A 14,633-nucleotide genomic window follows, 5' to 3' on the forward strand; every position below is an offset into this window, starting at 1 on the left:
ATCAGGGTCTCGCTTCGCTTGCCCCTGCCTTCGGACGCGATCGCGGTCCCCCAGGTTGTTGCGTGGTGCTGCGGTGGCCAGGGTTGTTGGGGTAGTGGGCACTCCTTAATTCGGACTTGGTGGGATGCGGGTCTGGGTGGAGGTGGGCCGTGGGGATCATGCGGGTACGACGGTAGGTGTCCGCGGATGTCCCGGGGGTCGTACGCTGTCCCCCCTGGTCCTGTTCGGGTCTACCGGCGGGGGAAACGTGCCTCTCCTTCACAAGATCGCTGGAGTCGTGATCGTCTGCGCCGTGGTCGCGGGGCTGGTGCTTCCCGGGGACCGGAGGGAACGCGAACGACGGGACGCGGCCGGGCGCGCCGCGTCCGCGTCCGGGGCCGCGGCCGGCGCGCGGGCGGCCAAGGCCGGGCAGACGCCCGCGCCGGGGACGCCGGCGAGCGGGGCGCCGTCGGTGGCGGCCACCGCGCCGATCCTCGCGGCGGCGCCGGCCGCGGTGGCGGCCGAGGCGAACGAGCTGGGGCAGGTCCCGGTGCTGATGTACCACCGGATCCTGAAGAAGGCGGAGCTCTCGCTGGACCGCACGACCAAGGAGCTGTACGACGAGCTGACCGGCCTCGCCAAGGACGGCTACTACCCGATCACGGCGGCGGAGTTCGTCGGCGCGCGGTTCGACGTCCCGGCCGGGAGGCATCCGGTGGTCCTGACGTTCGACGACAGCACGCCCGGCCACTTCGCGCTCGACGCGCAGGGCAACCCGGCGCCGGACACCGCCGTCGCGATCCTCATGCAGGTCGCCCGGGAGAACCCGGGGTTCCGGCCGGTGGCGACGTTCTACCTGAACAAGGACCTCTTCGGAATGCAGGACGCGCAGGCCGCCGCGGGGCTGAAGTGGCTGGCGCAGCACGGGTTCGAGATCGGCAACCACACGGTGTCCCATCCGAATCTCAGCGGCATGTCCGAAAAGCAGGTGCACAAGGAGATCGGGGACATGGAGGACCGGATCGTCCGGCTCACCGGGGCCCACACGACCACGTTCGCCTACCCGTTCGGGGCCGTGCCGAGGAAGAAGGCGTGGGCCGAGAAGCAGGGCGACCGCTACGCCTTCCAGGGGCTCTTCCTCGCGGGCTGGAAGCCCGCCCTGTCCCCGTTCGACGACGGCTTCGACCGCTGGAACATCGACCGCGTCCGCTCCGAGGGCAAGATCAAAGAGAACGACTGCACGCGGTACTGTTCCACCGCGTGGCTCGAATACCTGGACAAGAATCCCGATGAGCGGTACACATCTGACGGTGACCCGAACACCGTGACGTTTCCCAAGGCGGCCGAGGACCGGCTGGCCAAGGAGTATCGGGCCAGGGCGCGCATGTACTGATCGCGGCCGTCCCGATGGATTGACCACGGGAGATCGGTCCCATATCCTGATCGCTGCGCTGTGGGCCTGCGCGCGCTTCGGACGGAGCAGGCTCGCGCTCGGTCAGGTCGGCGACAACGGTTCGGTGTACTGACGCGGCGGCGACCGCGTTCCATTCCGGTCTTCGGCAGGGCGGAAAACGGCCCTCCGCGCACAACCCCATACGACTTCCATGTCCGTACCGGAGCCAGCCGACACATGACGAGCAGCACCGAGGCCACCTCGACCACCCCGCAGGTAGCGGTCAACGACATCGGGTCCGAGGAAGCCTTCCTCGCGGCGATCGACGAGACCATCAAGTACTTCAACGACGGCGACATTGTCGAAGGCACTGTCGTCAAGGTCGATCGTGACGAGGTCCTCCTCGACATCGGCTACAAGACCGAGGGCGTCATCCCCTCGCGCGAGCTGTCCATCAAGCACGACGTGGACCCGAACGAGGTCGTCTCCACCGGAGACCACGTCGAGGCCCTCGTCCTCCAGAAGGAGGACAAGGAGGGCCGGCTGATCCTGTCCAAGAAGCGCGCTCAGTACGAGCGCGCCTGGGGCACGATCGAGAAGATCAAGGACGAGGACGGCATCGTCACCGGCACGGTCATCGAGGTCGTCAAGGGCGGTCTCATCCTCGACATCGGCCTGCGCGGCTTCCTGCCCGCGTCGCTGGTCGAGATGCGCCGCGTGCGCGACCTCCAGCCGTACGTGGGCCGCGAGCTCGAGGCCAAGATCATCGAGCTGGACAAGAACCGCAACAACGTGGTGCTGTCCCGCCGCGCCTGGCTGGAGCAGACGCAGAGCGAGGTCCGCCAGACCTTCCTCAACACCCTGCAGAAGGGCCAGGTCCGCAAGGGCGTCGTGTCCTCGATCGTCAACTTCGGCGCGTTCGTCGACCTCGGCGGCGTCGACGGTCTGGTGCACGTCTCCGAGCTGTCCTGGAAGCACATCGACCACCCGTCCGAGGTCGTCGAGGTCGGCCAGGAGGTCACGGTCGAGGTCCTGGACGTCGACATGGAGCGCGAGCGCGTCTCCCTGTCGCTCAAGGCGACCCAGGAAGACCCGTGGCAGCAGTTCGCCCGCACCCACCAGATCGGCCAGGTCGTGCCGGGCCGCGTCACCAAGCTGGTGCCGTTCGGCGCGTTCGTCCGGGTCGAGGAGGGCATCGAGGGCCTGGTGCACATCTCCGAGCTGGCCGAGCGCCACGTGGAGATCCCCGAGCAGGTCGTCCAGGTCGGCGACGAGATCTTCGTGAAGATCATCGACATCGACCTCGACCGGCGCCGCATCAGCCTGTCGCTCAAGCAGGCCAACGAGGGCGCCGCCGGGATCGAGGAAGAGGACTTCGACCCGACCCTGTACGGCATGCCGGCCGAGTACGACGAGCAGGGGAACTACAAGTACCCCGAGGGCTTCGACGCCGACACCGGCGAGTGGCTGGAGGGCTTCGACGAGCAGCGCGAGACGTGGGAGCGGCAGTACGCCGAGGCCCGCGCCCGCTTCGACGCCCACCGCAAGCAGATCGAGGAGGCCCGCAAGGCGGAGGCCGAGGCGGGCGCCGAGCCCGCGGCCCCCAGCGGCGAGACCTCCTACTCCGGCGGCGGCGAGAGCGAGTCCGGCGGTGGCGCCCTGGCCACCGACGAGGCGCTCGCGGCGCTGCGGGAGAAGCTCTCCGGCGGCCAGTGACGGCCCGCTGACGCGCGCCCGCCGCGCCCGGCCGCTCCCGCGGCCCGGCGCGGCGGCCCGCCGAACGTCCCGGACACGGCCGGAGAACGATCTTCTGGATCGGCCTCCGGCCGTGCTTGAGTTGCGCCACGATGGCCTTCCTCGGGAGGTCGGCGACAATCCGTCGCCGCCGGAGGCGCAGCCCAGGCGCGTCCGCCCGTCCCGCAGGTCCGCTCGTCCCCCGGGAGCACTCGTTCAATTGGCCAGCACAGACGTAGGCACGAGGACAGGCGGCCCCGCCGCGGCCGGACCCTCGATCGTCCCGCAGGGCCCCGCCAGGCTCGCGCTGATCGCGGTCACCGTCGCGGTCCTCGCGCAGACCCTGCGGTTCTCGCTGCCCCAGCTCGACCACTTCGCCGACCAGACCGGCACCGCGGCGGCCGCCGTGGGGGTCGCGATCATCTACCTCGCCGGGTTCGCCGCGCCGCTGATCCGCCGCGCCGCCGGCCCGCGCGCACTGCTCATCGCCGGCATCGGCGGCCTGTTCGCCGTCCGGCTCCTCGCGCAGGCCATCGACCCGCGCACCTGGCTGGCGTTCGCCGGCACCGCCATCGGCATGATCGCCGTCGCGGCGCTGTACGAGGGCGCCCGCGGCCTGTCCGGCGTCGGCTTCGCCACGGCCACCGTCGCGGGCCTGTCCATCGACTCCGCCGTGCGGATGTGCTTCGCCACGTGGGACCCGGTGTGGCGCGACGGCGTGGGCCCCTGGCTGGCGTGCCTCGCCTTCGTCGCGGTCGGCGCCGCCGCGCTCTACCGGGAGCTCTCGTCCGGTCCCGTCACCGCGCCCGGGATCTCCTGGCGGGACGCGGTCGGCGCCGCCGCGTTCGGGCCGTTCCTCGCGCTGCAGGTCCTCGTCCTGTCCAGCCCGGCGTTCATCGCCTCGTCGGGCTGGCAGTCGCTGACCGGCGCGCACATCGCGATCGTCGCCGGGCAGGGACTGGCCCTGGCGTTCCTGGCGTCCGGGCTCGCCGTGCGCGCCGTGCCGGGCGGCGTCTGCGTGTTCGGCGGGACGCTGCTCGGCGTCGGGGCCGGCGCCGTCGCCGGGACGTACGCGCTCTCCGGCGTCGAGGTCGTCCCCATCGTGATCGTCGGGCAGGTGCTGTCGGCGTGGCTGCTCGCCGTGGCGTGCCGCGCGCCGCTGCGCCGCTCCGGGGCCGGCGGACCGGTGTGGCGGGTGGACGCCGGCGCCGCGCTCGGCGGCCTGCTCATCGCCGCGATCCTGATCCCGTACCAGGTCAGCGCCGTGTCGCCGCTGCCGTTCCCGAACAACGTGCTGCCGGGCCTCGCCGGGATCCTGCTCGGCGCCCTCGCCGCGTTCGCGGCGGCCCGCGGCGGCCCGCTGCCCGCCCGCGCGCCGCTGCGCGCGCTGACCGCCGGCGCCGCCGCGCTGGCGCTGCTGATCGGCACGCTGGTGTTCACCGTGGCCGCCCCGGACGGGGACGCCCCGGCGGCGCCCGCCAACGGGCAGGTGCGGGTGCTCAGCTACAACATCCACGACGCGGTCAGCCAGTCGGGGCGGCTCGACCCGGAGGGCATCGCCCGCGTCATCGAGGGGCAGCGCGCCCAGGTCGTCCTGCTGCAGGAGGCCGGGCGGGGGTCGCTGCTGTCCGGCACCACCGACGTCGGCGTCTGGCTGTCGCGGCGCCTCGGCATGAAGCTGATCTGGGGTCCGGCCGCCGACGGGCAGTTCGGCAACGCGATCCTGACGTCGCTTCCGGTGCGCAGCTCCGGGACGGGCCGGATGCGCAAGGGCGACTGGTCGCAGATCCGCGGCTACGTGTGGGCCCGGCTCGCCGTCGGCAAGACCACGATGGACGTGTGGTCGACGCACCTGGAGGGCGGCGACGACCAGGTGGACGAGCGGCTCCGGTCGATCGCGACGCTGCTGCGGGCCTGGGGCGGGGCGCCCCGCACCCTCATCGGCGGCGACTTCAACGCGGGCGCCGGCAGCCGCGAGCTGAACGCGATGACCGACGGCACCGACCTGCGCAACACCGCCATCGGCGGCGAGGGGTACCCGACCAGGTCCGACGGCGCCAGCACCGACTGGGTCTTCGGATCGGACGGGGTGCTCGTCACCGATTACGGGGTGCCCGTGTCGGATGCGTCCGATCACTATCCGGTGGCGGTGACGGTCCGGATCGGCCGGTGAGCGGACCCGGGCGGCACTAGGGTCATCAGATGAGCGAAGCGAACCGGGGGGTGTGGGGGTCGCCCCCCACGGGAGACGGCGCATGAGCGAAGCGAACCGGGGGGTGTGGGGGGTCGCCCCCCACCGAGACGGCGCATGAGCGAAGCGAACCGCCCGGGGGCAGGCCCCCCGCCGGGAGAGGGCCCATGGACGAACTGACGGTCGCGATCGAGCGCGCGGCCCCCGGTGACGCGGGCGAGCTGATGACCGTCCAGCGGGCCGCGTACGTCGCCGAGGCGCAGCTGTACGGCGACCCGTTCATCCCGCCGCTGGTCGAGTCGGGCGACCAGCTGCGGAAGGTGCTGGAGGGCGACGCCGTGGTGCTGAAGGCGGTGCTCGGCGGGCGGCTCGTCGGCGCCGTCCGCGCCCAGTTCAGCGACCACACGTGCCTGGTGGGCCGGCTCGTCGTCGTCCCCGACCTGCAGGGCCGCGGCATCGGGCGGCGCCTGATGGCGGCGCTGGAGGGCGAGGTCGCCGGCCGCGCCGACGCGTGCGTGCTGTTCACCGGCCACCTGAGCGAGGCGAACCTGCGGCTGTACCGCCGCCTCGGCTACAGCGAGACGCACCGCGAGCGCGTCGCCGCGCACCTGACGCTCGTCCACATGCGCAAGCCCCTCGTCCCGGTGGGAAAGGCCTGACGGCTAGGGTGAGCCCGTGCTGAAAGTGGGACTCACCGGCGGGATCGGCTCCGGCAAGAGCGAGGTGTCCGCGCGCCTGGAGGAGCACGGCGCGGTGGTCATCGACGCCGACAAGCTCGCCCGCGAGGTCGTCGAGCCGGGCACCCCGGGCCTCGCCGCCGTCGTGGCCGAGTTCGGCGAGGACGTGCTGCTGCCATCGGGCGCCCTCGACCGCGAGAAGGTCGGCAAGATCGTCTTCAACGACCCGGAGCGCCTGGCCGCACTGAACGCGATCGTCCACCCCCTGGTGGGGGAGCGGATGCAGGAGCTGATGGACGCCGCACCCGATGACGCGGTCGTCGTCTACGACGTCCCGCTCCTGGCGGAGAACGGCCTGGCCGGCATGTACGACGAGGTCGTCGTCGTGGACGCGCCCGAGGAGGCCCGGCTCGACCGCCTGGTGTCCCGTCGCGGCATGACCGAGGAGGACGCCCGGGCCCGCATGGCGAACCAGGCGTCCCGTGAGGCCCGCCGCGCGGTGGCCACCCACATCGTCGACAACACCGGCACCCTGGACGACCTGAAGAACCAGGTGGACGCCCTCTGGGAAACCTTGACCCGCCGCGCCGCCTCCTAGAGGAGGGCCCGCTAGAAGGGGGCGTCCAGGGGGAGGCGGTGGACTTCTGGGAGGTAGGGGTCCAGTTCGCCGGGTTCGAAGCGGCACATGCCTACGGCGTACCAGAACTCGGCGGTGGCGTTGCCCTGCCACTTGTAGCGGCCGTCGGGCGCCAGGGCGGCCCAGCCTTCGGCCAGGCCGAGGAGTGTCGTGCGGCGGGCGGGGGCGGTGTGGTCGGTGACGTCCCAGAGGATGATGGCGCCGTCGTCGCCGGCGGTGGCGAGGAGGGAGCCGTCCGGGCTGAAGGCGGCCGACCAGATGCGGCGGGTGTGGCCGGCGAGGGTGTGCAGCAGGCGCCCGCTGGAGGGGTTCCAGAGGCGGACGACCAGGTCGTCGCCCGCGCTGGCGAGCATGGACCCGGACGGGTGGAACGCGGTCGTCCAGAGTCGGCCGGCGTGGTCGGCGAGGGTGTGCAGGGCCTCCCCGGTGGAGGGGTCCCAGAGGCGGACGGTGCCGTCGTTGCTCGCGCTGGCGAGGGTCTCGCCGGACGGTGAGAAGGCCACCTGGTAGACGCGGTCGGTGTGGCCGCGCAGCTCGGCGGTCAGCTCGCCGGTGCGGGGGTGCCACAGCCGGACGAGGCCGTCGTCGCAGCCGGTCGCGACCAGGTCGCCGCCCGGCCGGAAGTCGATGGAGCGGACGCGGCCGCGGTGGTCGGCGAGGTTGACGATCTCGCGGCCGGTCGTCCAGTACCAGAGCCGGACGGAGTCGTCGTCGTTGGCGGTGGCGAGGACGTCGCCCGCGGGGGCGAACGCCTGCGCCCACACGTGGTCGGTCTCCACGTTCAGCTCGCGCTCGAACAGGCCGGTCCCCGCCTGCCACAGGTGGACGCCGCCGTCGTTGGTGGCGGTGGCGAGCTGGGAGTCGCGGGTGTTGAACGAGGCGGCGGTGAGGTTGTCGGCGACGCCGCGCAGCTCGCGGATCATCCGGCCCGTGCGCGGCTCCCAGAGCCGGACGAGGCCGTCGTTGCCGCTGCTGGCCAGCATGCCGCCGTCGGGGCTGAACGCGACGCCGGTGACGCGGCGGCCGTGGCCGCGCAGCACGGTGCGGCACTGGCCGGTCTCGGCGTCCCAGAGCCGGGCGGTGCCGTCGTTGCTGCTGGTGGCGAGCTGGGCGCCGTCGGGGCGGAACGCGAACGGCCACACGGCGCCGCGGTGCCCGGCGAGTTCGAGGCGCTGCCGCCCGGTCCGCGGGTCCCACAGCCGGACGGACCCGGCGCTGTCGGCGGTGGCGAGGCGGCCGCCGTCCGGGCTGAACGTCGCCTGGTAGATGCCGCCGCCGTGGCCGGACAGGACGGCCCGCTGCCGGCCGGCCTCCCAGAGGCGGACCGACCCGTCGGTGTCGCCGGTGACGAGCAGGGTGCCGTCGGGGTGGAACGCGATGGCGTAGACGCGCCCGGTGTGGCCGAGGAGCTCCTGCCCGATCTCGCCGGTGCGGATGTCCCACAGCCGGACGACGCCGGCCTCGTCCCCGGCGGCGAGGAGGGAGCCGTCCGGGTGGAACACGGCGCGGAACACGGCGCCGCGGTGGCCGGTCAGCTCTCGCAGGAGCGCGCCGGTGGCGAGGTCCCAGACGCGCAGCGTGCCGCCCGAGTCGCCGGTGACCATGAGGGAGCCGGCCGGGTCGAACACGGCGGTGTAGACGGGGGCGGTGTGCCCCGCGAGCTCGTGCAGCCGGACGCCGGAGACGACGTCCCAGATGCGGACGGTCCCGTCGGCGGCGCCCGCCGCGACGAGGTCGTTGCCCGCCTCGGAGCGCCCGCCGACGACCACGGGCCACACGCCGTCGGGGTGGACGGGGAGGGTGTGCGTGCCGTGGCCGGTGGCGAGGTCCCACAGCCGGACGGTGCCGTCGGCGGACCCGCTCGCCAGGACGTTGCCCGCCGTGTCGAAGGCGACGGCGTAGGCGCGGTCGGTGTGGCCCTGGAGCGCGCGCAGGGGGGTGCCCGTGACGGCGTCGCAGACGAGGACGCCGCCGTCCTCGCTGCCGATGGCGACGACGGACCCTCCCGGGCTGTAGGCGAGGGGCTGCGGGAGCCGGCTGGTCTGGAAGTGGAACCCGTAGGGGACGCCCACCGCGGCCGGGGCGACCTGGAGGTCGATGGGGCGGCCGGGCGCGACGGCGGCCTCGCGCAGCTCGGGCGCGGCGGCGATCCGGTCGGGCAGGTCGGCGGCGACGAGCGCGGCGCGGGTCCAGCGGCTGCCGTCCACGGCGACGTCCCGCAGGTCGGCGCGGGCGAGGCGGGCCCGGGACAGGTCGGCGCCGCGCAGGTCGGCGCCGGCCAGCTTCGCCTCGTCCAGGCGCGCCCCCGCGAGCGACGCGTCCCGCAGGACGGCGCGCGACAGGTTCGCGCCGACGAGCTGGGCGTCGGTGAGGTCGGCGCCGGTCAGGTCGACCTCCTGCAGGTCGCGGTAGGACAGGTCCTCGCCCTGCAGGTGGGCGCCGCGCAGGTCGGTGTGCGCGGGCGTGCGCAGCCGCGTGGTGATGCGGATCGCGTTGGCGCGGGCGGCGTCCTCGGCGCCGGGGTCGGCGAGCACGCCGGCCGCCCAGGCCTGGCAGGCGCGGGTGTCGGCGAGGTCGCACAGGAAGTCGACGATCAGCTGGGTCAGGGCGCGGCGGCCCAGCACGGCCGGCTCGGCGCCCCCGGCGAACTCGTCGGCGATGTGCCGCGCGACGAGCCACTCCATCACCGACGTGTGGATGAAGCCGAACAGCCCCTCGGGGGTGCGGACGAGCAGGCTCCCCGCGCCGACGGCGTGCGTGACCTGGTGGGGCGACATCCGCCCGCCGGCGAGCCCGGTGAGCGTGTCGGCGACGTCGGCCAGCTCGGCGAGCCGCAGGAACTGCTCGTTGCCCTCCCAGAGCCGCAGCGCGAGCGTGCCGACGGCCTTCCACATGTCGTCGCTCTTCAGCCCGGACGGCCCGCCGGCGCCGCCGACCCGGTCGGCCTCGTAGGCGAGCCAGGACGAGAGGATCTCGTGGTACAGGTCGGCCGGGCTGACCGCGCGGCGGGCCTGCGCGACCGCGCGCAGCCGGTCGTCGGGCAGGTCGGCGATGAACGACAGCATCCGGGGGTTGGACGTCAGCGCCAGCAGCTCCTCGATGCCGGCCAGCAGGCCGAGGCGCGCCTCGGCGGCGTCCTCGCTCCCGTACCGGTTCACCAGGTAGGAGCGGACCTGCGGCGGGGTGAACTCCTCCAGGCCGAGGACCCGCCGGTGCGGGAGCACGCCGACCTTCTCGCCGAGGGCGGTCAGCACCTGCGCCTGGGACTTGAAGTGCTGCGTCCGGCTGGCCACGACGACCTTGGCCTTGTCCTGTGCGGCCTGGAGCAGGGTGTCGAGGTGGTCGGCGGCCTGGTCGTAGGTCATCCGCGTCACCAGCTCGTCGAACCCGTCGAAGAGCAGGACGATGCGCCCCTGGCGGAGCATGTAGTGGAACGCCTTGAGGTCGATCAGCTCCTCGCCGTGGTTGGCCAGGTGCGCGGCGACCAGGCCGTCCACCGAGTGCGCCTTGTCGAGGGCCCGCAGCTCGATGAGGATCGGGACGACGTGCGGCAGCTCCTCGGGGATGCGGCGGGCCAGCTCGCGCAGCGCGAACGTCTTGCCGCGGCCGAAGTCGCCGAGGAGCAGCAGGAAGCGCCCGTGGTCCGCGGCGAGCAGCCGCAGCATCTCGCCGACGACGTCCTCGTGCACGCCGGCCGCGGACCCCTCCTCGGCCGGGCCGGTCTCGGGGCGCAGCCGGTCGAGGTTCCGGTACCGCTGCGGGACGTACAGGGACGGCGGGTACAGGCCTTCCGCGGAGAGCCGCCCGGTCTGGGCGGTCACGTACTCCGACAGGTCGACCAGGCCCTGGAACTCGGTGAGGCTGCGCACGCGGATGCCCCGCCGCAGCGCGTCGTCGCGCACCGACCGCGCGGGGGCCGGCCCCAGGTAGACCAGCTCCGAGCCGTGGTCGGTCCCGTCGGCGTGGACGTGCCGGACGAACGCGTCCACGTCCTCCTCCGTCACCTGCCCCACATGGGCGCCGACGCGGTACTGGCGGACGAACCCGTCCTCCAGGTGGGTGAGGAGCAGGTGCGGCGGGTCCTGCCGGCCGTCCGGGCCGGCGGGCGGGACGACGCGCCGGATGGTCGCCCGCTCGAAGCGCGTCTCGCACGCCTCGGTGAGACGGTCGAGCAGGCGCGCCGTGGGATCGGGGACCGGGTCGGCGCCGCCGTCGGCCCCCGGGCCGAGCTCCGGGACGGGAGGGGCGGGCGGCGCCTCCGTGCGCGACGGTGGGAACGTTCCGTCCACCTTCGGCCAGGCCCGTTCGAGGCGTTCCGGGCCGCGCCGCGCGGCGGCCTCGGGGATCCACCTCTCCAGGCCGTCCCTGCGCACGACGATGGTCTGGTGCCGGCCGGGGCCGAGCGCCGGCACGGACGGGACTCCGCCGCCGAGCAGGGGGATCGCGCCGAACTCCGACTCCGTCCCCTGGAAGAACAGGTCGACGTGGCCGCCGAGGAGCGACTCCACCGTCTCGGGGTCGCGCAGCGCGCCGGGCTCGCCGGGGATGGGGGTGTGCTCGATCGCTCCGAGGCGCAGCCAGCCCTCGTCCTCGAAGTGCCGGAGCCGCTCGTTGAACCAGGCGGCCTGCGCCTGGCCGACGCGCCCGTACCGGTCCTCCTCCCGGTGCGTCTGCGGCAGGGTCGAGTTGAGCCCGGCCACGACCACCTTCAGGTCGGGGACGGGGAACAGCGTCCACGGCTGGGCGCTGTCGAAGATCAGCGCGTCGATGCCCTGGTAGAACTCCTTGAACAGGTTCGCGAAGTGCCGCCACTTCGGCCAGTACGGCGGCTGCGGCTCGATGTCGTCGGCCTCGCAGCTGGAGAAGTACGCCTGGCAGGCCGCGCGGGTGACGTCGTGGGTGCCCGGCACGACGACGACGCGCTGCGCCTCCAGGCCCAGCAGGGCGCGCAGGCTCGTCAGGAACGACAGCGCCTCGGCGAACTCCTTGCGGCTGCCCGAGTGGGTGAGGTTGCCGGTCACGACGAGCAGGTCGGGACGCGGCACCCCGGCGTCGGCCAGCCGCGTCACGTCGCTCCAGATCCGGTCCTGCAGCTCCGCGGCCGTGGTGGGCTCGCCGGGCTCGGCGAGGGTGCGGCCGAACCGGGGCCCCGACACGTGCAGGACGCTCAGCCGCTCGCGCGGCTCGTCCCCGGCGCCGGCCGCGGGGAACGCCGGCGCGGCGACGGGGGCCCGGCGGGCGGGACGCTCCCCGGACGGGTCCTGCCCGTGCCTGGAGGGGCCCTGGACGCTCTCAGACGGCTCCAGGCGGCCCGGGAGCGGCTCCGTCCTGCCGGGTGCCGAGGAGCCGCCGCCGGGGAAGCCGGGGCCGTCCAGGGGCCGGGCGTGGCCCGCGAGGGCCTGCCGGATGCGCCGCATCAGCAGCCCCCGCGCCACGTCGGGGTCGTCGACGCCCACGAGGTCGACGTAGGTGATCGTGGACAGCAGGCCGTCGATCGGGCAGTCCTCGATGCGGACGGTGACGAGCTTGCGCGCCGGGTCGTCCGGGTCGGCCCGCAGCGCCGCCGTCCACTCCAGCCGCCCGTACCGGGACCGCAGGTAGTTGCGCGACAGCACCGCCACCACGGCCTTGGCCTCCGACAGGCCCCGGTCCATGAAGTCGATGAAGTTCGTCCCGGGCACGAAGTCCCACGCCTGCATCATCGTCCGGTGCCCGGCGGCCTCCAGCTGCCACGCGATCCAGGACGCCCACCGTTCGTCGGCCGGCGAGTAGCTGATGAAGAAGTCGGTCGGGCGCTCCTGGGGGTGGCCGGGGGGTGTCATGCCGCCAGTATCGCGCGGCCGGAGCGCGGGCGTCAGCGCGGCGCGGGGCCTATGGGATCATGGCGCGCGTGCAGTCCCCTCGGTCCGAGACCCTGCGCCGCGCCGCCGCCTCTCTCGGGGTCCTCGACTGGATCCGCGTCGGCGTGCTCGCCCTCGGCGTCGTGTTCGTGGCCACCGGCCTCCTGCCCCCCGCCACGGCGCGCTCCAGCGTGGAGCGGATCGCGCCGCTGCTGCTCTTCCTGTTCAGCGTCATCATCCTGGCGGAGCTGACCAAGGAGGCCGGGGTCTTCGACGCGATCGCGCAGCGGATGGCCCGGGCCGGGCGCGGCAACTACGCGGCGCTCTTCCTGCTGTGCGTGGCGTTCGCGTCGCTCACCACGATCTTCCTCAACCTCGACACGACCGCCGTCCTGCTGACCCCGGTCATGCTGGCGCTGGCGGCGCGCGCGCGGATCGCGACGCTTCCGCTGGCCATGACGACGGTGTGGCTCGCCAACACCGCGAGCCTGCTGCTGCCGGTGTCCAACCTGACCAACCTGCTCGCCGCCGACCGGGTGGCGCTGCAGACCCGCGCCTTCGCCGCCCGCATGTGGGCGCCGCAGCTGGCGGTCCTGGCCGTCACGATGGCGCTGCTGTGGTGGTTCTACTGGCGCAGGCGCATGCGCGGCGAGGACACCTACGAGACGCCGGCCCCGGCGCCCGTCGGCGACCGCGTCCTGTTCTCCGCCACCGGGGCGGCGTGCCTGCTGTTCATCGGGGCGATCCTCGGCGGCGTCCACACCGGGATCCAGCTCGGCGTCGCCGCGACGGTCGCCGCCGCCGTGGCCGTGGCCGCCTTCGCGGTGCGCGACCGGTCGGCCCTGCGCCCGTCGCTCATCCCCTGGCAGCTGATGGTGTTCGTCACCGGGCTGTTCCTCGTCGTGCCCGCCCTGGAGCGGTTCGGGCTGGACGACGTGATGCGCGGCCTGGTCGGCGAGGACGGCGGCCTGGCCGGGGCGTTCCGGGCCGCGTTCGCCGGGGCGGGGCTGTCGAACGTCCTCAACAACCTCCCCGCCTACGTGGCGGGGGAGTCGGCCGTGCCGCCGGCGAACAGGGACCAGCTGCTCTCCCTGCTCACCGGGACGAACGTGGGGCCGGTCATCACCCCGTGGGGGTCGCTGGCCACGCTGCTGTGGTTCGAGTGGTGCCGGCGCTGGGACGTCCGCGTGCCGATCAAGAAGTTCGTCCTCGCGGGCACGGTCCTGGCGGTGACGGGCTGTGCCGCCTCGGTCGGTGCCCTCTGGCTCACCCGGTGAGGCCTCTGGCCACCCGGTGGGGCCGCCCCGCCTCCGCGGCCGTCTCCAGAAGGCGGTCGAGCAGGTCGGGGCGCGCCGCGACGAACCCGAGCTCGGACGCCGGACGGTCGATCTCCAGCCGGTACGGGCTCCCGTCGAGCCGGCGCAGCTCGGCGCCCGCCTCGGCGGCCAGCAGGGCGCCGGCGGGCAGGTCCACGATCTCCGGCAGGTAGCCGACGATCCCGTCGATGTCGCCGCGCGCCAGCATCGCCCACCCCACCAGCGGCGCCCACAGCTGAAGCATCCGCGCGCACCGGCGCTCCAGGGAGGAGCGCAGGGCGAAGGCGGTCTGGTCGTCCGGGCCGACCGCGTGGCCCTGCGTCCAGGCCAGGACCGGGTTCTTCGCCCGCCCCGGACGCGGGTGGGCGGGCAGCGTGAGCGGCTTCCCGGCCGGTCCGCGCGCCCCCCAGCCGCGCACCGCCGACCACGTCCGCCCCGACACCGGGTCATGGACGACGCCGAGGACGGGCTCGGCGCGGAAGCACAACGCCAGCCCCACCGCGTAGACGGGCATGCCGATCGCGACGTTGTTGGTGCCGTCCAGCGGATCGACGAGCCACACCATGTCCTCGCCGGGCGCGCCGTCGAGGACGCCGGACTCCTCCGCGATGATGCGGTGCCGCGGGTACGCCGCCCGCAGCAGCCCCACGATCAGGTCCTCGGCGGCCGTGTCCAGCTCCGTCACCACGTCCCCGCCGGTGCCCTTCGCCCGCACCCCCAGCGGCCCGCCCACGCCCGCGGCGAGCAGGGCGCCCGCCGCCTCGGCCGCCTCCACCGCCACGCGGCGGGCCTCCGAGAGATCGACCGGAAGGGCCTCCGCCGGGGTCGTGGGTCTCATCGGCCTCTCCAGTCGGGTCCGCGGCGGC

General features: G+C 74.0%; 8 protein-coding genes. 6 read left to right on the forward strand and 2 right to left on the reverse strand.

The features are described from left to right. Positions 1-247: 247 nt before the first annotated feature. The 5 genes from ABGB11_RS07895 (at position 248) to coaE (ending at position 6,572) form a co-directional block, all read left to right on the forward strand. Positions 248-1,372, forward strand: a complete 1,125-nt coding sequence (locus tag ABGB11_RS07895; RefSeq protein ID WP_347630331.1) for a polysaccharide deacetylase family protein — start codon at positions 248-250, stop codon at positions 1,370-1,372. A gap of 237 nt (positions 1,373-1,609) precedes the next feature. Then, positions 1,610-3,088, forward strand: coding sequence for a 30S ribosomal protein S1 (gene rpsA, locus ABGB11_RS07900; protein WP_347630333.1), 1,479 nt, complete (start codon positions 1,610-1,612; stop codon positions 3,086-3,088). A gap of 238 nt (positions 3,089-3,326) precedes the next feature. Continuing rightward, complete coding sequence (locus ABGB11_RS07905) at positions 3,327-5,279, forward strand: endonuclease/exonuclease/phosphatase family protein (RefSeq protein ID WP_347630335.1); 1,953 nt, start codon at positions 3,327-3,329, stop codon at positions 5,277-5,279. 185 nt (positions 5,280-5,464) lie between these two features. After that, the gene (locus ABGB11_RS07910) at positions 5,465-5,956 is read left to right on the forward strand and encodes a GNAT family N-acetyltransferase (protein ID WP_347630337.1); all 492 of its coding nucleotides are present in this window, start codon (positions 5,465-5,467) and stop codon (positions 5,954-5,956) included. A 16-nt stretch (positions 5,957-5,972) separates the two neighbouring features. Continuing rightward, positions 5,973-6,572 carry a dephospho-CoA kinase gene (gene coaE, locus ABGB11_RS07915; RefSeq protein ID WP_347630339.1) on the forward strand — a complete coding sequence of 200 codons (600 nt, stop codon included), beginning with the start codon at positions 5,973-5,975 and terminating at the stop codon, positions 6,570-6,572. A gap of 11 nt (positions 6,573-6,583) precedes the next feature. Here coaE and ABGB11_RS07920 read toward each other — a convergent pair whose 3' ends face one another. Continuing rightward, positions 6,584-12,433 carry a TIR domain-containing protein gene (locus tag ABGB11_RS07920; protein ID WP_347630341.1) on the reverse strand — a complete coding sequence of 1,950 codons (5,850 nt, stop codon included), beginning with the start codon at positions 12,431-12,433 and terminating at the stop codon, positions 6,584-6,586. A gap of 68 nt (positions 12,434-12,501) precedes the next feature. Between ABGB11_RS07920 and ABGB11_RS07925 the strand changes: the two genes are divergently transcribed. Continuing rightward, positions 12,502-13,728 carry an SLC13 family permease gene (locus ABGB11_RS07925; protein ID WP_347630343.1) on the forward strand — a complete coding sequence of 409 codons (1,227 nt, stop codon included), beginning with the start codon at positions 12,502-12,504 and terminating at the stop codon, positions 13,726-13,728. Here ABGB11_RS07925 and ABGB11_RS07930 read toward each other — a convergent pair. Further along, positions 13,718-14,605, reverse strand: coding sequence for an inositol monophosphatase family protein (locus ABGB11_RS07930; protein ID WP_347630345.1), 888 nt, complete (start codon positions 14,603-14,605; stop codon positions 13,718-13,720). The genes ABGB11_RS07925 and ABGB11_RS07930 overlap by 11 nt on opposite strands. Positions 14,606-14,633 lie beyond the last annotated feature (28 nt).

The organism is Actinomadura sp. B10D3 (genome assembly GCF_039871695.1).
In the GTDB taxonomy this organism is placed as follows: domain Bacteria; phylum Actinomycetota; class Actinomycetes; order Streptosporangiales; family Streptosporangiaceae; genus Spirillospora; species Spirillospora madurae.